Origin of the sequence: Streptomyces sp. NPDC005393 (assembly GCF_040606675.1) — a bacterium.
GTDB lineage: Bacteria > Actinomycetota > Actinomycetes > Streptomycetales > Streptomycetaceae > Streptomyces.
On sequence record NZ_JBEXFG010000060.1, the window covers coordinates 1 to 25,167 of the forward strand.

Consider the following 25,167-nt stretch of genomic DNA (forward strand, 5'->3'; position numbering starts at 1 on the left):
CCGAACGCTGCATCAACAAGATCAAGGAATGGCGCGGGCTCGCCACCCGCTACGACAAGACCCCGGCCAGCTACCTGGCCGGACTCCACTTACGCGGAGCCGTCATCTGGCTCCGCAGCCTCCAGCCCGTCTAAAGATCTGAACTCGGCACACGCCCTAGTCCCCACCTCCTCTGGGACTATGCTGCGTCGTCGTCCTCGTCCAGCTCCGGCCCGTCCGGGTCGCGCAGCGGGCGCAGTGCGCCGGCGGCCGGGACGCTGGCAGTGAAGCTGTAGCGGCCGAGCAGGTTAAGGTTCCGGTGTTTGAGCGAGGAGAGCCGGGTGACGTCCTCGTCGCGGATCTCGTGGTCCTCGGCCTTCAGCTGGGCGAGGGCGGCGTCGATGTACCGGGTCGTCCAGAGCACGATGGCGTTGAGGACCAGGCCGAGCGCGCCGAGCTGGTCCTCCATGCCGTCGCGGTACGCCTGGTGGATGGTGCCGCGCTTGCCGTGGCACACGTCGCGGGCGAGCTTGTGGCGGGACTCCTGCACGGTGAGCTGCCGGTTCATTTGACGGCGATAGGTGTCGTCGACCGGGTCGACCACGCGGAGCAGGTGTTCGGTCTTGGCGATGCGCCCGTACTCGGCGAACGCCTGCCCCAGTGGGGTGGGGCGTCCCTCGCGGCCGAACATCCGCAGCAGGTCGTAGGCGCGGACCTGGTTGGTGACCAGGGAACCGGCGACCTTCAGCATGTCCGGCCAGTGCGTGATCACCTTGTTCAGGTTCACGCGGTTGCGGGCCAGGTCCTCCAGCACTCCGTACGTTCCGGTCTGAACCCCGGGCATGGTCGCGCGCCAGAACCAGCGCGCGGGCGAACGCCGTACCCGTCGTCCGCGTCGGCGGCCGGCGCAGCCGCTCCAGCTCCGAGAACCGTGAGCCCTCCGGCGTCTTCAGCGTCTCCACCAGATCGCCGGGCAGCGCCGCATCCGCGCGGCGTGCGGCTCCCGCGACGGTGGCGTGCAGCCGCTTGTCCGCGACCGTCCGGACCTCCGACACCTGCCGGGCCAGCACGCTCACCCCCGGCAGCAGCACCCGGTTGCGGCGCAGCCACCCCACCGCGTTGTCGAACAGCGCCTTCGGCCCCTCGGCGTGCGTCCACGCCCGCCCGTGCAGGAAGGTACGGAACCGCCGCGACCACTCCGGGTCCTCGTACTCGTGGTATTCGTAGGCGTTCCGGATCTCCCACGCGTGCTCGTAGGCCGTCTTCGGCCGCTCGGTGTACCGCTTCACCACCGACGGGTCCTCGATGCCGAGCTGCGCGGCCAGGTGCTCGACCACCAGCCACAGGACGTCGAGTGGATCGTCCGGGAGGAACCGGCCAATGTAGCGCACCGTGCACATCTGGAGCGCGAAGCCCAGTTGGTGGTGCGTGGAGCGCCGCAGCGCGATCAGATCGCGGTCGACGTCGTCCAGGAAGAAGAACCGCTCCAGCTCAGGGCGGGTCGGCTCCTCAGCGAACTTCCCATACGCCTCAGCCTGCTCATCAGTCAGAAACTCCACCGGCACGAGCGGACCGTAGCCAGCGCCGGTGCCCGCCCGACGATCTTTCCGCGAACCCCAGCGGAGCCCCCAGCCGGTGTGCTAGCTGACCATGATCGTTCTCAGCGCCAACGGCAGCACACCACGGACGTAGACGTGGCCGCACTGTGGGCGGCGGTGGAGGAAGTCGCCCCGCGGGCCGCCGTGCTGACCGCGGCCGCCACGGTCGTCTCCGGTGGTGCCCGAGGACGAGGAAAGGGAGATCGCCACGCGCAACGCGCTCGCGACCCGGTACAACACGGTGAGACCGTTCCTCGCGTTGCTGGGCGAGTCGAAGGCGCTGGGGGCGGCGAGCGGCGGCAAGCGGATCCTCGACGGGGTCCGCGGGCTTCCTGCTCTGGCTCGGCGGAAGGTGAGCGTCAAGCCGCTGCTGCCGCGCTCGCCTCTCCCTCGCACCGCTGGTCCGACCCGCAGGCCCGGCTGTTGGACGGCGCGGAGTGGGAGGCCGTACGCGAGGACGTACTGGCCGGGCTGAGCCTGGAGGTGCCCGTCGAGGAGCACCTGGCGGAGCTCGTGCGGGGCCTGGATGCCGGGTGGAAGCAGCTGGCCGAGCGCCTGGAGGAGGCCGGACCTGCCGCGAAGGTCAGAGTGCTGGTGCTATCGCGCTTGGCAGTCAGGATGGCTGGACTTGGTCGAAGAGGGCGAGGGCTTCGGCGGGGTCCGGGCTCACGAGGCGTTCCAGACCGGCCATCGTGATCTTCGCCCACCTGCCGGCCCGTGCCCACATCTGTTCCTCGAAGGCGCGGACGGCCTCGTCCAGATCTCCAGGGCCGGTGGTGGCGATGGACTCGGCGAGTTCGGCGCCTTCCAGCATCGCGAGGTTCGCGCCCGCCCCCAATGGGGGCATCAGATGGGCGGCGTCGCCCAGTAGCGTCACCCCGAAGACGTGGGTCCAGGTGTGGGACACGGGCAGGACGTAGAGGGGGCGGTGGACGAAAGCGGTGCCGTGGCGAAGGAGGTCGAGGACGAGAGCGGCCCAGCCGTCGAACAGAGCCAGCAGGCTCGATCGCACGGCCTCGACGTCGGCCAGGTCCAGGTTCGTGTGCCAGTCCAGCGGCGCGCGGAACTGGGCGTACACCTTGACGTGGCCGCCGCTGTTGCGCTGGGCGACGAGAGCTCGGTTCACGCCGTACACGGCCACGGAACCGTCGCCGATCAACCGGGCGAGGTCAGGGTGGCGGGAGTCGACGTCGTCGAGGGAGGTCTCGACCAAGGTGACGCCGGTGTAGTGCGGCGTCACCGACGAGACTGCCGGGCGGATCCGGGACCAGGCGCCATCCGCGCCGACTACGAGGTCGAACGTCTCCAGTCGCCCGTCCGCGAAATGGACCAGTACGCCATCCCGGGTCCCCGGCACCACCTGCGTCACGCGCCGACCCCACTGGACGTCGAGAGGGCCGAGCAGCAGGTCACGGAGTTGCCCGCGGTCGATCTCGGGATCGGCCCGGTCATCTGGACGGGGTCGCCAGTCGCGCAGGACGGTCCCGTCCGCGTCCAGGATGCGCATGGCCTGCCCCTCGGGGCGAGACAGCGCCTGGAACTCCGCCAGCAGCCCCGCCTTGTCCAGCGCGAGCTGGCCCAGCCCTTCCTGCAGGTCCAGCGTGCCGCCCGGGGGGCGGGCGTCGGGGGCGGGATCGCGTTCGAGGACGGCGACGGGGTAGCCATGGCGGTGCAGGACACGGGCGAAGGTAAGGCCGGCAGGGCCGCTCCCGACCACGGCGATACGATGTCTCATGTCGATACACTGTATTTCCCCATTGCGATGCATCGCAACAGAACGGTGTGACCATGACTGTGTGGGACCGGCCGGAGCCGCCGACTCGCCCCGTGCCGCTCGACCGGGAGCGGATCGTCGCCGCCGCCATCGCGCTGGCCGACGAGGGCGGGCTGGAGGCGGTGTCGTTGCGCAAGGTCGCCGCCCGGCTGAACGCCGGCCCGATGCGGCTGTACGGATACATCTCCACCAAGCAGGAGCTGTTCGACCTCATGGTGGACGAGGTCCACGCCGAGATTCTCCCCGAGGAGCAGCCCGGTGACTGGCGGGAGGCGCTGCGCATCCTCGCCCACCGCACAAGGCAGGCCGCTCTCCGTCACGAATGGCTGGCCGACTTGCTCGGCGGCCGCCCGACCCTGGGCCCGAACGGCCTCGCCGTGACCGAGGCCACGCTGGTCGCCCTCGACGGCCTCGCCGACATCGACACCGTCATGCGCGCCGTGGAGACTGTCAGCGCCTACTTCACTGGCGCGATCAGGCGCGAGATCGCGAACCTGCATGCCGAGCGCGCCACGGGCCTGTCCAAGCGCGACTGGCAGCGCGCCTCCGGCCCGCATGTGACGAGAATGTTGGCCACGGGCCGCTTCCCGGCGCTGACCAAGGCCGTGTACGACGGCACGGACGTGGACGCCGAGGCATCCTTCGCGACCGGCCTGGACTGGGTCCTCGACGCCGTGGCCGCCAAACTCACCCGGCCGCCAGCGTGACGCTCAGCTCTTGCCGAATGTGAGGGTCGGGGTCGGTGTCCACGGGCCGTGTGGGCTTGCGTCGCCACCACTTCATAACGTTTGGTGCTGCCATCGGGACGCCGGGAGCGTCCGCTTCTCGGTCGGGTCGTGGAAGGGCCGCAAGCCGGGCTGCCTCTAAGGAAGCTGTCACCAGGGGCAAGGTAGCGCTCGGTGATGCTCTGGGTTGCGCCGCTGAGGTCGTTGTCACTGCGCCGGACACGGGATGACGGTACTCGGTGTCGGCAAACGACAGGCGGGCGGTGCGTCCAATGAACCCGTGCAATCCGGGGGTCTGCGGCGGCCCGAATCCAATCAGATCCGATAGTGATTGCTGACAGGGTTTGACGACAGATAGGGTCCGATCCTCCGTACGGAAGGGGCCCCCGAGTGGCGAACCTGGTCTACAAACGGGTCTCGACCGACCAGCAGTCGACCGCCCGGCAGAACCTCGTCCTGGACGAGGCCAGGATCGAGGACCCGATCCCGTTCGAGGAGGAGGCCGGCACCTCCAGCCGCCTCCACCCGCTCCAGCGCCCGAAGTTCGGCGAACTGCTGGCGTACGCGCGGCCGGGCGACACCGTGCATATCTCCGAGACGTTCCGCCTGGTGCGCGGCACCGGGCACATCCTCGACGTGCTCGACGTCCTGCACCGCGACTGTCTCGCCCTGCGCATCCACGACGGCGCGTTCTCCGCGATGGACCTCACCGCCCGCCACCCGCGCACCGGAGAACTATTGTCCACCGTGAAGTTCATGGTGCAGACCCTCGCCGCCGCAGGCGAACTCCAGCGCGACCTCCAGCGCGAGCTGACCTACGACGGACTGCGCGCCGCCGAGGCCAAGGGCAGCAAGGGCGGCGGCCGCCCCGCCGTGGCGGCCGCGAAGACCGACACCGTCCGCACCGCGTACCTGGAAGGCCGCTCCATCGCCGCCCTCGCCCGCGACCACGGCGTCAGCCGCGGCGCGATCCGCACCGCCGTCGCCGACCTCCTACCCGACCACACCGCCATCGAGGGAGGACGTCCCCGCCCCGGAACTGCCGGTCACCCTCGACATGCCGGGCAAGGTCGCCGACTTCCTCCGCGCGGCCGACCTGGAGCCCGCCGAGCGGGCCGCGCTCGACCAGGGGGCGACCGTACGGCGAGGCCAGGGCTACACCCTGCGCGTCAGCGCCGTCCCCGCCGTGCACCGCCAACTCCTCGACCGCTGCCAGCCCCTCGACGGCGGCCAAGCAGTCCCCGCGCTCCCGGCCCAGCGCAAAGCCCGCCGCGAGTACGAGAACCGCACCGAAGTGGGCGGCACATGTGCGGGTGCCGCCCGGTCAGCTCCCGTCCGGGGACAGCCAGCCGATGTGGCGCAGGACGGGCACGATCCGGAAGTGGATGAAGGCGAGCACCGGCGTCTCGTCATCCGCGGCGGGAAAGTACAGGGCGTGCTGGAGGGCCTTCTCGTCCTGCGGATCGTCCAGGTCGACACCAGGCAGGTCCAGCCGGTCGAACGCGGGCTTCAAGGTGACGCCCTCTCGTGCGGTCAGCTTCCGGAGGTGGCGCAGCCCCACCCAGTTCGCGAGATCCGCTGTCGTGAGGGACTTCTTGATTCGTGGCCTCCCCAGCGGGTCGACATACGTGGGGTAGACCATGATGCGCAGTTTCGCACCGCCCGAGGAGTCGGAGATCCCGGAGCGCAGCCGGTTGTGCAGGCTGGAGAGGGCTGCGGGCATCTCGGGGACGACCGCGGGCTTGTAGAGCACCAGGTCCCGCTCGCTGTTCTCCCAGTGGTTGTCGTGCACCGTCAGCGACGGACGCCCGGGGACGCGCAGCTCCCACTCGACGGCGCTCGCGACAGAAGCCTCGCCCGAACAGGTCGTGCCCGTCTTCTTCGTACGCGCTCCGTTGTTGCGCGACAGCGTGAGACCGTTTAAGAGTCGCACGAGTGGTGCTCACCCCCGAAATCGTTGCTCGCACTCAGGCCCGGCGCGCCAGATCCAGCGCCGCCGTATGCACGAACCAGTCCAGTACCCCGCAGATCTCGTCACCGTGCTCGGCGAAGACCCGCACCGGGAACGACGGACGCAGTTCCAGCTTCGCCTCGGGCAGGTCGATGCCGTCGATCTTGTTGAGCCGGTGCAGGAACTCTCGGCGCTGTTCCGTGTCGTCGAAGGGGCTGCGGTCCTTGAGGTACTGGAAGACGACCTCCACCGTTCCGCTTACGGGGTAGATCGCGACCGGCCACATCAGATGGGGCCGCCTGCTCGTTCCGGCGTCGAGCATCGGAAAACAGCTGGTCTCCTCGTGCCGGCCGTAGTTGACGTAGCCGCCCTGGCGGCGCCAGAAGTCGAGTGCTGCCAGGACCCCGGCGAGCGCCTCAGGGCAATGCCCCTGCAACTGCGTGCGGAACCGCTCGGCCGCCTGCGCGTCCTCCCCGTCGGGAAGCGGGTCGTGCGAGACCTGCTGCGCGACGTCCTTGCCCAGCAGGGTGGCCAGCTCCGCTGCGGTCAGGCGTTGCGAACGGTGAGCTCGCCCCGAGGGGTCGAACCTCACTCCCTCCCCCGTCAGCAGGTCCTGCGGCGGCTGCCTGTCACTGCCGTCCGGCCACCGGAAGTCGGGAGAGATCTTGCCGTCCGCGTTGAGGACCCGGTAAGCCCCGATCACAGACGGATTGGAGCCCAGGTACCTGCCGACGGGCACCGGGTGGCTGCCGATCAGCTCGGCCACGTCGCCGTACGTCGTCCACGTGCCACTCGGCATCGCCACCAGAGCCGCCCGCAGTTCGGCCCAGCCCGGCCACTCCTCGTCGGCCGGCTTGACCCCGCCGGTCGGACCAGGCCACAGTCCCACCGCCCGCTCCGTCAGACGGTCGGCGCGGTCCAGGATCTCCACCTTGCCCCAGCGCTGCGCCGAGGCGATCTCCAGGTTCATGCGCAGGGCGCTCGACTCGAGGATCTGTTGCTTGCGTTCGAACGGGTGGTTGGAGAGTTTCGCGTTGTCACCGGTCAGTGTGAGGTTGCCGAGCGTGTGCACCAGCAGGTCGTGCAGCTCCTGGGGAGTCTGGTTCGGCTCGGTCTCGTCGGCGAGCAGGTCGAACCACGCAGGGGCCGGACGTTGCGGGAGAATATGCTCCACGCTGAGGGACGCCTTGGCGAAGTCGACGGGCTCCGTGGGGCGGTAGCTCTCCTCCAGGCGGCGCAGGATGTAGCCGCGCTGCGGAGGGCGGCCGCTCCAGTAGAAGGGCTTGCTGCGGATCGCCTCGCGCAGCTCCTCGTCGCCCGGCCACCGCCGGCGCCGGCCGGACAGGAACCGCCGGACGGCTTCGGCCGCCGGGCGGTCGGTCTCCAGTTCCTTCGGTGCCTCCATGAAGATCCGGTTGAGGCCGGTGGTCGGTGTCTGGCAGATGAGACGCCGCACCAGGTAGGACTCGACGTACAGCAGGGCCTGCGCCGCATCGTCGGGCGTCGTGCTCCCGGCGGCGACGAGGTCCAGCAGGTGGAGTGCGAGCGGATAGTGGGTCTGACCGCCCCAGGCCGCAAGGCGCTCCAGCACCGCGCGGAGTGCGGGCGACGGCTCGCGCTGAGGCTCGATGATGCGGAGGAACCGCTGCCCGCGCTCGGCCAGTTGTGCGATCTCGCGCTGCAGGGCGTCCTCGTCGCCGGCCAGTGGCTGGAGCCGCTTCTGCTGCTCGCGGTGATCTCGCTCTGCTTCGTCTTGTAGTGGCCGCGTACGACCAGGTCCAGCCAGACGAGGAGTTCGAGGTTCTTCGGGCCGAGGCTCTGCTGCATGGGCAGCCACAGCTCCTGGTAGACCCGCTCACCCCGCTTGGGCAGAAGCATGAAAACGTAATTGCGCAGCAGGTCGCTCTGGCTGAGCCCGACACCCGTGTTGTTGATCGACTCGAAGATCCGGTAGACGTTGTCCCCGGACTCGGCGGTGATCTCCACGATCGAGAGCAGGTCCTTGAGAACGGTTTCGACGGTCCCGATCCACCGCTCGTCGCCGGCCTCCTGGCCCCCGGCGAGCGCACCGCGGAAGAACCGGTAGGCCGCACCGATGTTGTCGCTCCCGCCGGCCTCGGCCCGGGACTGAACGCAAGCGGCGTATGCCTCCCGGTCCGCTTGCGTGGGCAGCAGCCGATAATGGTCGAGCCCCTCGTGGAACTCGTTGACCAGTATCTGCCGGTGCACCCTGTCGACGCCGCGCGGATCGCCGGTCTCCCAGAGATGGTCGCGTAGAGCGGTGAACGCCAGCATCAGCGTGGTCAACCGCTGCTGACCGTCCACGACCAGCCACCGCTGCACGCCGCCGGCCTGAATCTGGCCAGGGGCCAGCACCACCGAGCCGAGGAAGTGCGGAGCCGTGCGCTCCCCGGAGACATGCTGGTCGACGAGTTCGCCGACGTCCTCCCACAGGCGCTTCAGCTGGTCTCTTCCCCAGCTGTACGTGCGCTGATAGAGCGGTACTTGGAACTGTTTGTCCCCTTGGACGAGCTTCAGGAAGGTGATCTCCTGGGCGCGCATGCGCTTCCTTTCCCTGCCGGGTGCACAGGTCTTGCCGGTCCGTCCAGCCCTTCGGCCCTGAGGACAGCGGTCAGCTGAATCTATGCCCCGTCAGGCGTCCTTGTCCGCCGGTCCAATGCCCGACTGGTTGGTGATCCTGGGCATCGTCTCGTTGGGGGACCGGCGCAGAAGCTTGATGGTCCGGCCTTCCACCCAGGCATTCCACGCCTTGAGGTAGTAGAGCAGGTGCTCGCGGGAGTCGTCGCGGCGACGGTGTGTCCTGCCCGCGGCCAGGCTGAGCATGGTGTTGCGCAGGGTGAGGCGAGGGTCGCCCGATTCCAGCCTTGCGCCGGTGACGACTCCGTCCTTCCAGGAGGACTGATCGATGTCGGGCCGGGCCTCCGTGGTGACGTACCAGCCGATTGTCGCAGCTGTGACAGTGATGCGGCATGCGCGGTTGAGCGCGATGCCGTGGTGCAGCGCGTCGCGGATGCCGGGGTGCTTCTCGAGCATGACCAGAAGCTGGTCGTTGCTGGTGACGGATGAGCCGCCGCTCCAGGCGGAGTTCGGTACGGACAGGTAGAGGTGGAGTCCGCGCAGGGCTGCGGCCAAGTGCGTCGCGTTGGTCTCACCCGCAAGTGCGAGAGCGTCCCGGCCGGTGCGCTTGCGCCCGGTGTCCATCACGGTGAAGGCAGTGCGGGGCACGCCGTGTGTGACGGTCAGGGGCACCGTGATCCCGGCCTTGGCGATTGCCGCCAGCCGGTGCTGACCGTCGATGAGTACGTCGTCCTCGTCAAAGGCGATGCCCTGGTGCGTCAACTGCCATTCGCCGCGCTGGATCTGGCCGACCAGCTGCTGCACCGTGCTCTTGCTGAGAGGTCGGTTGTTGGTGTTGCGAGTGAGCCACTCCGCTGCCAACTGGGGTGAGACGTCGAGCACTTCCATGTGCATGGTACGTGTGCCTTTCTCCGGGAACGGTTGGGACCTCGGACAGGCGAAGCCAGAGCCACCATCCTGCGACATTACTGTGAACTCAGTCAACTTACACGCGTTGTTGCCGGGGTGTTCCTGGAGGGTGGCGCGGGCGCTCGCCGAGCCGATAAGGGGTTCAAATGCGGCGATGAGGGACCTGGCTGCCGGGGTTTTGAGGGTTTCGTTCGCGATGGGTGACGCGAGGCGTTCCGTATGGCGGTGGTCCCGGTGGCGTTCCTGATACCATCGGTCCGTGTGCTCAGTTCACACCCAAGTTGACGTGCCGGGGGGTGCGTTGCGTTCGTGCTTGATGTGGCCGGGGCGGGATTTCACAAGGTGGCCACCATGTGGCCCTGAGCAGCAGTGGGGTGGCGTGTGAGCCAGGGTGAGAGTGGCCTGAGCGACGGTGTGCGGCCGGTCGGTTCCGTCTACCAGTACGACGACGGGCTGCACGTCCGCGTCGACGACGTCGTGCCGTACGTGCTGGTCGATCCCGAGGACTCGTACGGGTACCGGCAGGGCGACGACCTGGTGCGATGCACTCTGTACCTGAGCAACGGCACCGGTCGGCCCATCAACGTGGACGGCATCGGCCTGCGCCTCCGGAGCGGGCCGTACGGAAAGACGGGCCGCCAGGTACAGGACTGTCGGACCGACGTGCTCGACGACGAACTCGAAGGCACGTTGCGCACGGGCCGTAGGATCTCGGCGACGTGGGCCTACAGCATTCCCGCCGGCACCGCCGCGGAGCTGGACATCGAGGTGCGGTTCCCGCCTTCGCACGACCGCGAGAGCGTCACCTTCACCACGGCCGTGGCCGCTGGGTCCGCCCCCGTCGGCACCCGCGTGGCGAATGCAGGCACCACGCCCCCATGGCTCCCGGACCAGGCGGCGCTGTTCGGCGATCAGCAGCAGTCCCTGTTCGCGGACGCTGGACCGGAGCCCACGGGTGGCCACGGCGGTCTCGTCGAGGGAGGCGGACCTCAGACCACGGGCCCGGTAGTGCTCGGGGCCGTGCCGGCGCAGCCGACCAGCGCCGACCGGCAGGCCGCATTCGCCCGGACGCAGGAGCCGCCCGCCGACAAGACCGACGCCACACGCGTCCGGCAGATTTTCCGGTTCCTCGCCGAGGCAGAGGAGTCGAAGGCCCGGCCCGTCCGCACTCTCGACGGCGCGGCCGGCACCGTGTGGTTCGAGGAGCTGCCGGACGACCCCAGCGTCGAGGTGATGCTCGACGGAGTGCTCACCACGGACGATCCGGCCTGGCTGACCGTCGCCCGCCCCGAACGGGAGGACGCCCCACACCCCAAGACCCTGCTCGCGCCCTGGGTGGACGAGACGCGCGTCCGTGACTTCAAGCAGACCCGCGCCCCGCACCTGCGCCGGCGGATCGAGCCCGAATTCCCGGACTGGTCCCAGGGCATCCCGCTCGAAAAGACCTATCACGAGCTGGACGAGCACCCGAAGCGGGAGAAGATCGAGAAGCTGTACGCCGCCTGGGAACAGGAGTGGCTCGCCTGGGCGGAGCGACGTCGGGCGATCGACCCCCTCGTCAAGCTGTACGACCGGCTGCACAAGATGCACGAGGACGCCGACAACCTCGGCGAGGCGTACGAACTCGTCCTCGGGTTCGGCCGGCTGACCTGGCAGACGACCGGTGGCCAGCGTGTGGAACGGCACCTGGTCACCCACCGGGCCACCATCCATCTCGACCCGTCCACCGGCATGCTCACGGTCGCCCCGGACCCGACTGGCGTCGGCCTGGAACTGGAAGAGGGCATGCTGGAAGGAACCCAGCACGTCCTGGGGCCCGTGCGCGAGGGGATCGTCGAGGTGCTGGAAGGCGCCTCCGACGTGACGGACCCTGAACACCTCGAAGCCCTGCACACTGCCCTGCGCAGTTGGGTCAACGCCGCGCACAGCGCCGGAAGCTACCTGCCGACCGTGGAGCGCGCCAAGCCGCGAAACCTCGACGTGCCGCAGGTGGGACTCACACCCGGACTCGTTCTGCGGGAACGCAGCCGTCGGTCGACGATGGACGCCCTCAAAGCCATCGCCCGTCAGATCGACGCCGGCACCCGTCCCACCGAGCTGCTCGGCTACATCGCCGGCCGCGACGGGGCGCTGACCGCCGCCGACCTCGCCGCGGCCGAGGGCGACGGGACGGAGACCGGCACCGGCGAGATGTACTTCGCGCTCCCCGCCAACGAGGAGCAGCGCACGATCGCCGAACGTCTGCGCGCCAACCGGCTCGTCGTCGTACAGGGCCCGCCCGGCACCGGCAAGACGCACACCATCGCCAACCTGGTCACGGACCTGCTCGCCCAGGGCAAGCGGGTCCTCATCACCAGCCACACTCCGCGCGCCCTGCGCGTCCTGCGGGACAAACTGCCGGAGTCCATCCGTGACCTGTGCGTGAGCCGTACCGAGGACGGCGCGGCCGCCCAGCGAGAGCTCGAGGCGTCCGTCCAGAGGATCCTCAGCGAGTACGCCGGGTACGACCCGAAGGCCTCCCAGAAGGAGATCCGTACCCTCCAGGCACGGCTCGCCGCGGCCCGGTCCGCCCAGCAGGCCATGGTGCGCGACCTCGCCGTGCTGCGCGAGCAGGAGACCCACCGCTTCGAGGCGGAGATCGGTGATTACAGCGGCAGCCTCCAGGAGATCGCCGAGCGTCTCACCGCCGAGGCAGGACGGTACGACTGGCTCGGCCAGGTCCCGCAGGAACAGCCCACCCTGAGCGCCGATGAAGCTCTCCGTCTCCTGCACACGACCCGCGCTTTCACTCCCCACCACCAGGCCCTGGCGGCCGAGGTACCCGGCCCCTCCGAGCTGCCGAGCCCCAGCGACCTCGAGGAGGCCGTCTCCGTCGTGCGTTCGGCGGACCAGGCGCACGCGGCGGTGCGGCAGGACCCGCTGAGCCAGGAGTACGACGCGGCTGTGCGCGGGCTCGGTGAAGCCGAACAGCAGCGGCTCTCGACGGCTCTCGACGCCTTCTCCACCGCCCGTGCCCGCGCCGCGTCTCTTGCCGCCTCGGCCGGCGAGTGGGCCGTGGTGCTCCTGAAGGAGGTGACCGAGGGGCGTGATTGGCAGGCGCGCAGCCGACAGGCCGCCGTCACCGATGCCCTCGTGGCCGTCGATGTCTCGCTTGCCACGCTGGGCACCGCGATGGTCAGCGGCCTGGAACAGTACGACCCGCCCACCGCTCTCGGCCAGGCCACTACCCTGCACGACGGGCTGGCACAGGGACAGAAGCTCCGCGGGCCGCTCGGCATGCGCTCGAAGCTGGCCAAGGCCGTCGGTGCGTTCGCGGAGATCGTCCGTGTCGACGGGCGGGCTCCGGAGGATGCCGAATCCGCGGCCGTCGTCCTGGCCCGCGTTCAGCTCGAACTGCGCCTCGCCCAGGTCGAATCCGAGTGGGGAACCCCCGCCGGCGCCTGGCAGGGGCACGGTCCGCGACTCGCTCGCCTGCGGCAGGACAGCGAGGTACTGGAAGCGCTTCTCGCCGTCGCCGCCGCCCGCACCGACGTGCTCACCGCCGCGGCCACCTCGCCGGAGCTGGCCGTCGCCACCTGGCACGACCCGTCCGTCGAGAACGCCGTACGAGCCCTGCTGCGCGCGGCGACCACGCTGCGCGCGGCAGAGCAGTCGCGCAGGATCATCGCGGTCACCGAGGAGCTGCTGCGCGCCTGGACCGACCGGCCCGGCGTCTCACCCGCCGTTCAGCGCGCGCTCGACAGCGTGCGCACCCAGGACCCCGACGGCTACCGCGAGTTCAGCCATGAGATCGCCGAGGTCCGCGAGGCCGCCCGGCTGCGGGCCGAACAGCACGCGGCACTCGCCCGCGTGCGCGAGGCGTTCCCCGTACTCGCCGGGCGGATAACCGACGCCCCCGAGGACTCCGCCTGGGACACCCGGCTGCCGCACCTCGCCGAGGCCTGGGCCTGGTCCGCGTGGCGTGTCCGCATGGAGCGGCTCACCGATCCGGAGGCCGAGCGCACGCTGCGCAAGCGGCTGTCGGAGGCCGACGATGAGGCACGCATCATGCTCGCCAGGCTCGCCGCCGACCGCGCCTGGCATCGCTGCCTCGGACTGCTCACCGGCGACCAGTCCCGAGCGCTCAGCGCGTACCAGCAGGCCGCCCGCCGCATCAAGGGCAAGTACCAGCACCGCTACCGGCGCGACGCTCAGGCCGCACTGCGCAAGGCGCAGACAGCGGTGCCAGCCTGGATCATGCCGCTGCATCAGGTCGCGGAGACCGTGCCCATGGACCGGCCCGGCTTGTTCGATGTCGTCATCGTCGATGAGGCCAGCCAGTCCGGCCTGGAGGCCATGCTGCTGAGCTGGCTCGCCGACCGGATGGTCGTCGTCGGCGACAGCAAGCAGGTCAGCCCCTCCAACGTCGGCCTCAAGCAGGACGAGTACTTCCACCTGAGGGACCGGCTGCTCACCGCACTCGAGCCGCACGTTCGCAGCCTGTTCGGTCCCGAGTCCAGCTTCTTCGATCTCACGGAAGCCCTCTCCGCGGGCCGGGGCACGCTCATGCTCAAGGAGCACTTCCGGTGCATGCCGGAGATCATCTCCTTCTCCAACGAGCTTTGCTACAACGGCCGGCTGCAGCCGCTTCGGCAGTACGGTGCCGACCGGCTGGCCCCCGTCCGCACCGTGTACGTCGAGGACGGCGAAGCCTTCGGCACCAACACCCGGCTGACCAACACCGCGGAGGCCGAAGCACTGGTCGACGCCGTCGTGCGCTGCTGCGCCGACCCCGTGTACGACGGGAGGACCATGGGCATCGTCAGCCTCCGCGCCGCCAAGGGGCACGTGACAGAGCTGGAGAATCTCCTCGCCGAACGCCTCGACTACGAGCAGCGTGAGGAGCGGCGTATCCGGGTGGGCGACGCCGAGGACTTCCAGGGCGACGAGCGCCACGTCATGTTCATCTCCTGCCTCAACTCGGCCACCACCGCCGCGGGAACCGTGCCGGGGGGCTTCAACGGCAAGACGTACGAGCAGCGGCTCAACGTCGCAGCCTCCCGCGCCCAGGACCAGGTGTGGGTGTTCCACAGTGCGCGCATCGAACAGTTCCACGAGAACGACCTCCGCCGGCAGTGGCTCGATCACCTCACCCGGCCCGCGGAGGAGGACACCGTCGCGGTCAACGGCGAGGTACTGCCGGACGTACGGCACGAGGCATTCGACAGCCTGTTCCAGCAGAAGGTGTACCGGGAGCTGACGGCGCGTGGCTACCGTGTGCGGCCCGGATACCGCGTCGGCCGCCACACGATCGACCTGGTCGTCGAGGGCGGGACACGCAGGCTCGCGGTGGCCTGCGACGGCGACGCCTTCGCGGACGGCGAGGACGCGTCCACCGCGGCCGCCCTGCAGCGTGACCTGGAGCGCGTCGACTGGACTTTCGTCCGCATCCGCGGAAGCCGGTTCCACCTCGACCGTGAGCAGGCGCTCGCACCGCTCTGGGCCGAGTTGGAGCGGCTGGGCATCGAGCCGGTAGGTGAAGAGGAAGGGGAGCCCGGCACTCCTGCCGAGGATGCGGATGCGCAGACGGAGGTCTCGTCGGTCCCCGACCCGGACGGGAGCGACCAGGAAGGGGACAGCCGGGACCACGAGGTCACGGAGGGCACGAGCCGGGGGGCCGATGCACGGGCAACCGGCGACACGCCGGCCCGGCGGGCGGCATCCGTCTCCCAGTCCAGGGACCCGCGCGAGTCCGGGCCGGATCCTTCGAGGGACGCGGCCCCGGCCCCGCGCCCGCACACCGGGGCGTCGGCGGCCACGACCCCGGCAGTGTCCGTGGCCCCGGCGCCGCGAGCACAGGAGCCGCCCCGAGTCACCCGAAGTCCTCTGCCGGTTCAGCAAATTCCAGCCGCCGCCTTCCAGCGGCTGGTCCGCGAGATGCAGGAGTTGCAGATCGCCGTCGACGCTCCCGACGAGACTCCCGACGGTGTGGACGCGGCGAACCTCGTCTTTATCCGTAAGACACAGGCCGATCAGCGTGACCGACGGACGCAACGCCTCGGTTTCCTGCGGGCGTTCATCGACGCCGTCCGTGTCGGGCGGGAGACGGCCACGCCGAAGATCGTGATCCCCGGCGCGCTCCTTGTTCTGGAGTTCGACGGCCAGGTCGATGGCGACACGCTGTACACGGTCGCCGAACTGCCCACCGACGAGGCGGACATCGTTTCTCCGTCGTCTCCGCTGGGCCACGCGCTGATGTGGCAGCCGGCGGGACGTGAAATCTCCTACGACGCCTCTCAGAACAAGACACACACGGTCGTCGTCCGGGAAATCCGGGCCTGAAAACTCTGGGCGCAGGCCGGACCGGGATCGGGAACGTCCGCCTCCGCCGCTGGCCCCCGCCGCCCAAACCCGGCTCGCGGTTCACGCGGCGGGGCCCTGCGCCTCTCATCCGGCGACCGGGTCCAGCAGGCGGCTCCGCTCACCGTTCCACGAGATCGCCAGCGCGTCGCGGGCCCGCGTGCAGGCCACGAACAGCAGGCAGTGCTCGGCCAGAAGATCCGACTGGTGCTGAACGCGATCCACGTCGGCCGGCGTCACCTGCGGGGCGAAGGGCAGCACGCTCGACGTCACGCCCACGACGGCCACGCACCGGAACTCCAGCCCCTTCATCGCGTGCATGGTGGCCACCCGTACGCCGGATACGGACGGCCCCGGATCGTCCCTGACCGCGACCGCCGGGATGCGCTCGCGTCGCAGGCGTGTGATGACCGCGTCGACCAGCGTGTTGAACCGGGCGCACACCGCCACCTCGGACGGCTTGACCCCATCCTGGTCGATCCAGGTCCGGATCTGCTCGATCAATGCCCGCAGCTCCTCGTCCTGGCTGCCGTATCCGCGTGCCGCCGGAACGCGGCCGTGGAGCTGGGAACGGTAGCCCCGGAGCGAATCCCGGCCACCGTCATCGTCGTCGTCCTCACCGAGCCGGCCCACGGGCTGACCGTCGAGGAGGGATGCGGACCAGCGCAGGATCTCCTCCGTGCTGCGGTAGTTGAGGCGGAGCCGGGACGTGCGTCCTCGGACGTTGATGCCCAACGAGCGCAGTGAGACGCGGGAATCGTAGATGCGCTGATGCGGGTCGCCGACGATGAACATGTCGTCGGACTGGGGAGCCGCGCAGGCACGCAGCACCCGCCACTGTGCCGGATGGAGATCCTGGGCCTCGTCCACGACGACGTGGCGGTAGCGCGGCCCGCCCTCGGCCAGGATCCGTGCGGCCTGGTCGCACAGCTGCGTGTACGTCGCCGAGTCGCGTGAGGCCAGGTCTGCCGTGAACCGTTCCATGACGCGCCACAGCCGGGCCCTTTGCACCCGCCCCACCTGGGTGCCGCGCCCCCGCCGTACACAGCGCAAGTACTCCTCGGGTGTGCGCAGCCCCTGCGCCAGGACGACGTTGCGGAACTCCTGGGAGAGGAACCGCTCCGTCCACGGGAGTTCCTCCCGTGCGGTGGCACGGGTCCAGGCGCTCTTCTCGGCGGCGGCCGAAAGGGGCTTCGGGGAACTGCCCCGCGCCTCCCGGATGACCCGCGCGGCCAAAGAATCCACCGTTGTGACGTCGACGCGATTCAGCAGGTGGACGTCGGCGTCGCCGAGCAGGAGCGCCATGCTGTCCCGCAGCGCGGCCGCCATGGCATTGGTGAAGGTGGTGAGCAGGATCCGGTCGCCCTCACGGCCGGTACGCAGCAGATGCCGGACCCGGTGCAGGGCGACGACCGTCTTGCCGGTGCCGGGCCCCCCGGTGACCTGAGCGGGTCCGTTGAAGCCGGGGTGGTATGCGTAGCGGCGCTGAGCAGGGTGGAGGAAGATGCGCCAGCGGGTGAGATCCTCGGTGAGGATCCGCTCCAGCTCGCCGGGCCCCGTCACTTCCACGATGCGGTTGGGCGTGTTCAGAATCGCCTCGGTGAGGGTGACCGTCGGCCGGTCCTCCGCCGTACGCACGGTCTGCCCCCGGGGAGCGATCAGTTGCTCCCAGACGTCTTCGGGGGAGTAGTCGGCGGCCAGGTACTCCAGCACCTCGTATTGGTCCGCGGGCATCATGGGCGGTGCCATGACCGTCAGATCCTCGGCCGTGACACAGACGCGGGCCAGGCGCAGGACCTGGTCGTCGATGCCGAGGTCGCGCAGCACGGTGTCGGAGTGCTCTTCGAAGAGGCGGGCGGGGGTTGCCACCGCCTTCGTTTCGAAGTACGTCTCCATGTGTTCCAGGGCCTCGACGTTGCGCACCTCCAGGCCTCCGGTGGCGCCGTTGACCGAGTAGGCGCGCTTGCAGGCCCAATTGATCGCCTCGTCATGAGGAGCGACCCGAAGGAGTGTGAACAGGTCGCTTCCGTCGTCGGGCGCCAGGAGAACGCCCCGGTAGAACTTGGTGATGCGTATCGTGCGGATCCGGGGATCGCGCGCCCGCTCGAGCTTCTCCAGGTGCATGCCCTTGCTGGCGTGGAGTTGGGGCACGGTCATGCCCCGGAACATCTGGATCGCGTCGTTGACTTCCTTCTGGACGGGTCTCTGCAGCGAGATGAGGTCCGCGACGAAGTCGTCGGAGAGGGCGAGTCGGGGCATCGGCGTCCTCGGGGCGCGGGGCGGGCGGTGTCGAGGACCAGCCTAGAGACTCGCCCGGCCCGGAGCGACGGAGCGAGCGATCTTCATTGTGTGAACTCTGTCAACGGTCTATATTTTCGTGCTGTTGCACGATCGACCCACGCTCGTGCCCACCGGACCCGTCCGAGAGGACTTACCGAATGCCGGCCCAGCCTGCCCAGGCCGCTCTCCCGCACCCGCTCGACGAAGTTCCCCAAACGTTCCGTGCCGGGGATTCGTACGCGGTACGGGACGGACTCGTGACCTACATCCGCCGCGACCTGCTGGGGCCCTGGGACGGCGAGACGGAGACCCTCTCGAATGCCTCCTCAGGGCCGCGCGACCGGTACCTCGTCGGCATGCTCGGGCCGCGGCCCCAGACCGTCACCGCGGACCGGATCGCACTCGCGGCCGCCCAGAGTGCGGACAGCGAGTCGGGCGACGAGCAGGAAGGTGACGACAGGGAGCCCCAGGACCGGTTGACTCCGCAGGCCGCCGGCCACATATGGGCATCGTCCATGGGGCTGTCCTTCACCGTTCCCGCCTCTGTCGGCACGCTCAGCGTGACCGTCCGCTGGGGCCGCTACACCCAGTCGGAAGAAACCACGGACCGGGGCACGACCCGCAGGGTCTGGTCGCGCGAGCCGATCGAGCACCCGGTGGACGTCGACGTGACCGGCACGGCCGACCGTATGGTCGAGCTCGAAGGCGACGCCGCCGTCCTTGACGTGCAAGTACGGCACGTACAGCCGCAGACTGTCCGAACCGACGCCGAGGACCTGCGCGTCGTCGAACTGGCCCTGGTGAACCGGCAAGAGGACAGCCGAGAGGCTCGCGACGCGCACTGGCTCTTCCAGACCGAGATCGACGTCACCGCCTTTCCGGACGACCAAGCCGCGGTCTTCCTCCCGGTCGACGACCCTCTCGATCCCGGGAACCGGGGCAATGTCCCGGAAGATCCCGAGGACCGGCGGCTACGCCTCCTCTACCGGGACAGCCTCAGCCACGCCAAGGGCCGTAACGTCGCTGTGCACGCACAGGTGCGAGACGGTGAGCGCAACGCGCACCGCCTCACGACCACCTGGCTCCCCGAGTACGACGTCCGGGCCACCACCGCACCGACGCTCGAGGAGCAGGATCTTCTCCGTGGGCTGGAGCTCGGCATGGACGAACTCGCCTCGCTGGCCACGCCCGCACGCCGGACCGAACTCAGCGCAGCACTCGCACCGCTGGCCGACGGCTACGGCACCTGGCTCGGACAGCAGCGGCACACAGCCCGCTCGCTCCCCGACGACCTGCGCGCTTCGGCCGGCGCCGCCGTTGAGCAGGCGTTGGACATCTGCGACCGCATAACGCTGGGCATCGACAGGCTCGTCGCCGACGACACGGCCCTGGAGGCCTTCCGGTTCGCCAACCGGGCCATGGCACTCCAGCGCCGCAACACCGCCATCGCCACCGCCCGCGCCGGCCGTGAGGACGACCGAGACTCCTACCGGGAGGCGTACGACGAGGTCTACGCCAAGGGCAAGGAAGCCGCCAGCTGGCGCCCGTTCCAGCTCGCCTTCGTCCTGCTGAACCTCGACTCCTTCAGCCGGCCCGGACACCCGCACCGCGGCACCGGCCGCGAAGCACTCGTCGACCTGCTGTTCTTCCCGACCGGTGGGGGCAAGACCGAGGCATATCTGGGCCTCGCGGCCTACACGTTCGCGCTGCGACGGCTGCAGGGCACAGTCGGCTCGGGAACGGAGGCACGCAGCGGCGAGGCGGGCGTCGGTGTGCTCATGCGCTACACCCTCCGCCTTCTGACCGCTCAGCAGTTCCAACGGGCCGCCGCCCTTGTCAGTGCCTGCGAGGTGCTGCGCCGCGAGGAGTTCGCACGAGACATCCGCTGGGGCGCCACACCGTTCCGCATCGGACTCTGGGTGGGTACCTCCGTCTCGCCCAACTGGTTCGACGAGGCCAAGGAGCAGATCGCCGACGCCAGGGAGAGCGCGAGCGACAAACACGCCCGAGTCCTCCAGGTCCTCACCTGCCCCTGGTGTGGCAGCGGGCTGACGGCCCGCTCCCACATGGAGTACGACGAAGGACGGCGCCGTGTCCTGCTGTACTGCCCGCACGGCGAAGGCGAGGACCGCTGCCCCTTCTCACGGCGCGAAGCCCTCGGAGAGGGCATCCCCGTGCTCACCGTCGACGAGGAGATCTACCGGCTCGCCCCGTCCCTGCTGATCGCCACGGTGGACAAGTTCGCCCAGCTTCCGTGGAACGGGTACGCCGGTCTGCTGTTCGGCAGGGTGACGGAGATCTGCCCCCGCCACGGCTACCGCCACGACGACCTCGACGCCAAGACCGGCTGCGGAGGCCGTCACAACGCGAGAGGCGACCTGCGCGGCGTCACCGCACAGCCCGTCACCCGCCTGCGGCCCCCGGACCTGATCATCCAGGACGAGCTGCACCTGATCTCCGGCGCGCTCGGCACCACCGTCGGCCTCTTCGAAGCCGCCGTCGATCAGCTGTGCACCTGGAGCATCACCGACGTCCGTGGACAGCGCCACGAAGTCGGGCCCAAGATCGTCGCATCGACGGCGACCACCAAACGCGCTGCGGATCAGGTACTCGGCGTCTTCGGCCGCAAGGTCGCCGTCTTCCCGCCGCAGGTCCTCGACGTCGGAGACACGTTCTTCTCCCGGCAGGTCGAGTTGAGCCGCGAGAACCCCGGCCGCCGTTACCTGGGCGTGTGCGCGCACGGCACCCGCCTCAAGGCCGCGGAAATTCGGGTCGCCGAAATCCTCCTGCTCGCCGGGCAGCAGCTCTTCGACGACTTCGGCACGCCGGCAGACCCGTATATGACACTCGTAGGCTACTTCAACGCCACCCGCGAACTCGCGGGCATGCGGCGGTACATGGACGACGACATCACCACCCGCGTGCGCTCCAATGGCAGCCGGAAAGGCGAGGACACGCTGGCCGATCGCATCGTGAGCAGAGCAGGCATGCTCAGTATCCACGAGCTGACCTCCCGCATCTCCTCGGCCGACATCGGTGCGGCCCTCAAGCGCCTGGAGATCGCGTTCGATCCCGAGCGCGACACCTCGGAGCGGCGGCGCGCCTTCCTGCGTGAGTACGCGACGGCGATGAAGGAGAAGCGCGAACCCCGCGCCGCCATGACGCCGACCGCCCGGCAGGCAGTCGATGTCGTCCTCGCCACCTCCATGCTGCAGGTGGGTGTCGACGTCTCCCGGTTCGGTCTGATGCTCGTCGTCGGCCAGCCCAAGAACACCGCCGAGTACATCCAGGCGTCCTCGCGCGTCGGCCGTGACGCCAGGCGCCCAGGACTCGTCGTGACCCTCTACAACTGGTCACGCCCCCGAGACCTTGCCCACTACGAGGACTTCGAGCCCTACCACGCCACGTTCTACCGCCAGGTCGAAGCTCTCTCCGTCACCCCCTTCACCCGCCGCGCCCTCGACCGGGGCGTCGCCGCCACCTATGTCGCCGCGTTGCGGCAGGCGGCATACGACACGTCCCGGAACTTGGACGCCCACCACGTCGACCTCGACGGGCCCCTTGCCCAGGACGTCGAACGCCGGTTGCTGGAACGGGCCGAACGCGTAGGGGGCGAGCGGCCCCGCCGGTACCTGAGCGAACGTCTGGACCGGCTGAAGGACGAATGGCGCCGCAAGCGCGACGAGAACAGCTCGGCCCTCGGCTACCGGAAGGAGAAGCGGAAGACGATAATCGTGAACGGACTCCTGAGGCGGGCAGACGGATCCCGGTGGACCGAGCTGACGGTCGGCATGTCGATGCGCGAGACGGAGAACGAGATCAACCTCCTCTTGCCCGGCGGCGGGGCTTTTCTCGAAGAATCCTCAGGAGGCGGCCCCGACTGGAACTTCGGGGCGTCCGACACCGACTTCGAGACCGACCATGACATGGCGGCCACCGTCGACAGCGACGAGTACGGCCTCACCACAGCCGACGCAACCAGGAAGGCGCAGCGATGAGCACCCATGGCAATCGCAGGGTCGGCGCCATCCGCCCCAGCCACCTCATGTTCACCGCCGGTATCGGCTCACTCGTCGACCTGCCGAACTTCTCGGTTCTCGTCAAAGGACTCGACTCCTGGAGCTATTCCGGCATCACCGAGTACGACATCGACGAACCTCGGCTGCGCGCCGCCGTCAACCGATCCCTCCAGCGCTACGGGCGCGGACAGATCGAGCAGTTGCGCGCCGCTCCCTGGCTGCAAGGCGGGGACACAGACCCCAAGGGCTGGGCGGCACAAGGAGTCGGGGTACCCGTCACGCCGTTCCCCCAATGGCTGCGCTGCACCGCTTGCAATGTGCTGGCCGCCGTCGACTCCGGCGAGTTCGCCTTCATCAACTCCAACCCGCGCACGCCGCACGAGGCGAAATTCGTCCACGATTGCAAGCGCGGGAAGCCACTCGCCGTGGCTGCCCGCTTCACCCTTGTCTGCACGGCCGGCCACCTCGACGAGTTCCCGTACACCGCATACGTCCACCACGCACAGGCCTGCGGCAAGACCCCACGCCCGAAGCTGCGCATGAAGGACCACGGCGGCAACCAGGCCGCCAACGTGACCATCGAGTGCGTCGCCTGTGGCGAGAAGCGCAACATCCGGGAGGCGATGGGCGAACGCGGCCGCCGCAACCTGCCCCAGTGCCGCGGACGGCACCCGCACCTCGGCACGTATGAGACCAACGGCTGCCCTCAGGATGCCGTCCTGATGGTGGCCGGCGCGTCAAACCAGTGGTTCCCGCTCACCCTCAGCGCCCTGGCACTTCCCAAGGGGCAGGGCGGAGACATCGACAAGCTCCTCGATGACCACTGGCCCGACCTGCGGTTCATCGAAGACAGAAGCCACTTCGACTTCATGGCGCGCATGCCCAAGTTCGGATTTCTCAAGGAATTCGACGCGGAAGCGGTCGTCGCGGCGATCGCGGCTCGCAAGCGGGGGACCGACGGGCCGGCTCCCTCCGCGCCCGACGTCCAGGCCGACCTCTTCGGCCCCGAATGGGACGCGCTCTCCGGCCCCGTCCCCCCGCCCAGTGACGACTTCGCGCTGAGGCAGGCCTCCGTACCAACCCCCCTGAGTGAACTCTTCTCCGACGTCCGCCAGGTCGAGCGGCTGCGCGAGGCACGCGCCCTGATCGGGTTCACCCGGCTCGACGCCCCCGACCCCGAATCGCCGGAGATCGCCACCCGCGTAGACCTGTCCCGCGGCACACAGACCTGGGTGCCGGCCGGCGAGGTACGCGGCGAGGGCATCTTTCTGCGCGTGCGGGACGACCTCATGGCCGAGTGGGTGGCACGCATGGAGAAGTCACCGCAGATGGAGGCCCACAGGGCGGCGTACGGCCGATTCCGCGCCAACCGGAAGTCGGACCGCAAGACGAGCGACTTCGACCCTTTCCACGGCTGGCCCGGGGCACGGTACATCGCCCTTCACACTCTCTCCCACCTGCTCATCCGCACCATCGCCTTGGAATGCGGCTACAACTCGGCCTCACTCGCCGAACGGATCTATGCGGGAGATGAACAGAATCCGAGAACGGGAATTCTCCTCTACACCGCCGTTCCGGACTCCGAGGGCACCCTCGGCGGCCTGGTTTCCCTCGCCGAAGAGCGTGAGTTCGACCGGATCACCCGCCGTGCCCTGACCGACGCCGGGCACTGCTCGGCCGACCCGCTCTGCTCCGAACGCCTGCCGCACGACCCGGGTGACTATCTCCACGGAGCCGCATGCCATGTCTGCCTCTTCGTATCCGAAACCACATGCGAGCGTGCCAATCGGTTCCTGGACCGTCGCTTCCTCGTCCCGCTTTCCGGTGACAAGGAACAGATACTGACCCCGGTCGGTCTGCTGCCGTGAGCCGGCATGAGTTCGAGGCCGCCGCCGAGGCCGCTGTTACGGCCCTCGGCCTCTCTCGTGCCAAGGACCTCGCCGGCCTGCTGGCACAACGACGCACCAGAGAACGGGTACTGACCGAACTGGCGACGCCGGGAGTCAGCGATGCCGTCGCGAGGCTGTACGACGCGATGGCGACGGAGTCGGTTCCTCTCGTCGAGGCGGGCGCCTACGTGCGGGGCTATGTCGCTGCGATGCTGCGTGCCCGGGACATGGTCCACGTCCGCACCGTGTGGAGCGGTCCCTCGACGCCGGCCGTACCCGTGCGGGCGACCGCCCAGGTGCTTGTCGAGGTCATCAATGAGGCTCATGACGAACTGCTGGCCATGACGTACGCGGCCCGACCATATCCAGCGCTGAGACGGGCTCTGACGGAGGCTGCGGCCAGGGGCGTGCAGACGCACGTCGTGGTGGAGACGTTGGCCGGCGCGCGCGGCCTCCTCTCGGGTCGGGAGCCGGCCGAGGCGTTCGCGTCCGTGCCCGGGCTGCGTCTTTGGCACTGGGCACGCGACTCGGCCGAGCACGTCCACTCACGCCAGCACGCCAAACTCGCGGTTGCCGACCGTCGCACGCTCTTCCTGGGCAGCGCGAACCTGACCGAGTCCGCAGCGCGGCGCAATATCGAGGCGGGGGTACTGGTGACTGGCGGCGAAGCACCACGGCGTGCAGCAGAGCACATCGTGGAGCTGCAACGCCTTGGCATATTCAAGCCTTTTCGACTTTGAACGGATAAGCACCGGTCGAAGTCCAGGGCGCTTGCGCTGCGGAGCTTGGCGAGGAGGACCTCGTGCAGCCGGGGCCACACCCCGGCCTCGGTCCACTCGGCCAGGCGGCGCCAGCAGGTCATGCCCGAGCCGAAGCCGAGTTCCTGCGGCAGGTGTTCCCAGGCGATCCCGGTGTGCAGCACGAACAGGATGCCCTGGAACACCAGCCGGTCCGGATGCCGCTTGCGTCCCGGATGCCGGGTCCGACGTTCGACCTTGGGCAACAGCGGCTCGATCACCGCCCACGACTCGTCATCGACTTCACACGGCTTCGGCCGAGCCACCCCGTACCCCCGGATCATCAGTCCCGGAGTGACCCAACCACCT

Annotated in this window: 10 protein-coding genes and 5 pseudogenes; 8 read left to right on the plus strand and 7 right to left on the minus strand. The window is 69.3% G+C overall.

Going from position 1 to position 25,167, the window contains the following annotated elements; translation table 11 throughout:
• Positions 1–134, plus strand: a pseudogene (locus ABZS71_RS31555) (IS5/IS1182 family transposase); the annotation flags it as partial.
• 44 nt (positions 135–178) lie between these two features.
• Here the strand turns inward: ABZS71_RS31555 and ABZS71_RS31560 are convergent.
• Positions 179–1,544, minus strand: a pseudogene (locus ABZS71_RS31560) (Tn3 family transposase).
• A 120-nt stretch (positions 1,545–1,664) separates the two neighbouring features.
• On the opposite strand from ABZS71_RS31560, the pseudogene ABZS71_RS31565 reads away from it, so the two are divergent.
• Positions 1,665–2,168, plus strand: a pseudogene (locus ABZS71_RS31565) (Tn3 family transposase); the annotation flags it as partial.
• A 22-nt stretch (positions 2,169–2,190) separates the two neighbouring features.
• On the opposite strand, the gene ABZS71_RS31570 reads toward ABZS71_RS31565, so the two are convergent.
• Positions 2,191–3,312 (minus strand): NAD(P)/FAD-dependent oxidoreductase, encoded by a 1,122-nt coding sequence (locus ABZS71_RS31570; protein WP_356215502.1) that lies wholly within the window; start codon positions 3,310–3,312, stop codon positions 2,191–2,193.
• A 53-nt stretch (positions 3,313–3,365) separates the two neighbouring features.
• Here ABZS71_RS31570 and ABZS71_RS31575 point away from each other — a divergent pair, with 53 nt between their 5' ends.
• A complete protein-coding gene (locus ABZS71_RS31575) occupies positions 3,366–4,058 on the plus strand; it encodes a TetR/AcrR family transcriptional regulator C-terminal domain-containing protein (RefSeq protein ID WP_356215504.1) in 693 nt (230 codons plus the stop codon).
• Between the two features lie 408 nt (positions 4,059–4,466).
• Positions 4,467–5,465 (plus strand): recombinase family protein, encoded by a 999-nt coding sequence (locus ABZS71_RS31580; RefSeq protein ID WP_356215506.1) that lies wholly within the window; start codon positions 4,467–4,469, stop codon positions 5,463–5,465.
• Here ABZS71_RS31580 and ABZS71_RS31585 read toward each other — a convergent pair.
• From ABZS71_RS31585 to ABZS71_RS31595, 3 genes and pseudogenes are all read right to left on the minus strand, one after another.
• Positions 5,401–6,009, minus strand: coding sequence for a hypothetical protein (locus ABZS71_RS31585; protein ID WP_356215508.1), 609 nt, complete (start codon positions 6,007–6,009; stop codon positions 5,401–5,403). The two genes, ABZS71_RS31580 and ABZS71_RS31585, sit on opposite strands and share 65 nt — an antisense overlap.
• Before the next feature lie 34 nt (positions 6,010–6,043).
• Positions 6,044–8,589, minus strand: a pseudogene (locus ABZS71_RS31590) (DUF262 domain-containing protein).
• Positions 8,590–8,679: 90 nt separating this feature from the next.
• The gene (locus ABZS71_RS31595; protein ID WP_355854961.1) at positions 8,680–9,519 is read right to left on the minus strand and encodes a hypothetical protein; all 840 of its coding nucleotides are present in this window, start codon (positions 9,517–9,519) and stop codon (positions 8,680–8,682) included.
• A 396-nt stretch (positions 9,520–9,915) separates the two neighbouring features.
• On the opposite strand from ABZS71_RS31595, the gene ABZS71_RS31600 reads away from it, so the two are divergent.
• On the plus strand, positions 9,916–15,855 hold the full coding sequence (locus ABZS71_RS31600; protein ID WP_356215510.1) for an AAA domain-containing protein: 5,940 nt from the start codon (positions 9,916–9,918) through the stop codon (positions 15,853–15,855).
• A 105-nt stretch (positions 15,856–15,960) separates the two neighbouring features.
• On the opposite strand, the gene ABZS71_RS31605 is transcribed toward ABZS71_RS31600, so the two are convergent.
• Positions 15,961–18,132, minus strand: coding sequence for a UvrD-helicase domain-containing protein (locus tag ABZS71_RS31605; RefSeq protein WP_356215512.1), 2,172 nt, complete (start codon positions 18,130–18,132; stop codon positions 15,961–15,963).
• A gap of 179 nt (positions 18,133–18,311) precedes the next feature.
• Here ABZS71_RS31605 and drmA point away from each other — a divergent pair, with 179 nt between their 5' ends.
• Genes drmA through drmC form a run of 3 tightly spaced genes read left to right on the plus strand, consistent with a single transcriptional unit; the run spans position 18,312 to position 24,801 of the window.
• Positions 18,312–22,151, plus strand: a complete 3,840-nt coding sequence (gene drmA, locus ABZS71_RS31610; RefSeq protein WP_356215514.1) for a DISARM system helicase DrmA — start codon at positions 18,312–18,314, stop codon at positions 22,149–22,151.
• Positions 22,148–24,040 (plus strand): DUF1998 domain-containing protein, encoded by a 1,893-nt coding sequence (locus ABZS71_RS31615; RefSeq protein WP_356215516.1) that lies wholly within the window; start codon positions 22,148–22,150, stop codon positions 24,038–24,040. Before drmA ends, ABZS71_RS31615 begins: the two co-directional genes overlap by 4 nt.
• Positions 24,037–24,801 carry a DISARM system phospholipase D-like protein DrmC gene (gene drmC / locus ABZS71_RS31620; RefSeq protein ID WP_356215518.1) on the plus strand — a complete coding sequence of 255 codons (765 nt, stop codon included), beginning with the start codon at positions 24,037–24,039 and terminating at the stop codon, positions 24,799–24,801. Before ABZS71_RS31615 ends, drmC begins: the two co-directional genes overlap by 4 nt.
• Before the next feature lie 11 nt (positions 24,802–24,812).
• Here the strand turns inward: drmC and ABZS71_RS31625 are convergent.
• Positions 24,813–25,142 (minus strand): annotated as a pseudogene (locus ABZS71_RS31625) (transposase); the annotation flags it as partial.
• Positions 25,143–25,167 lie beyond the last annotated feature (25 nt).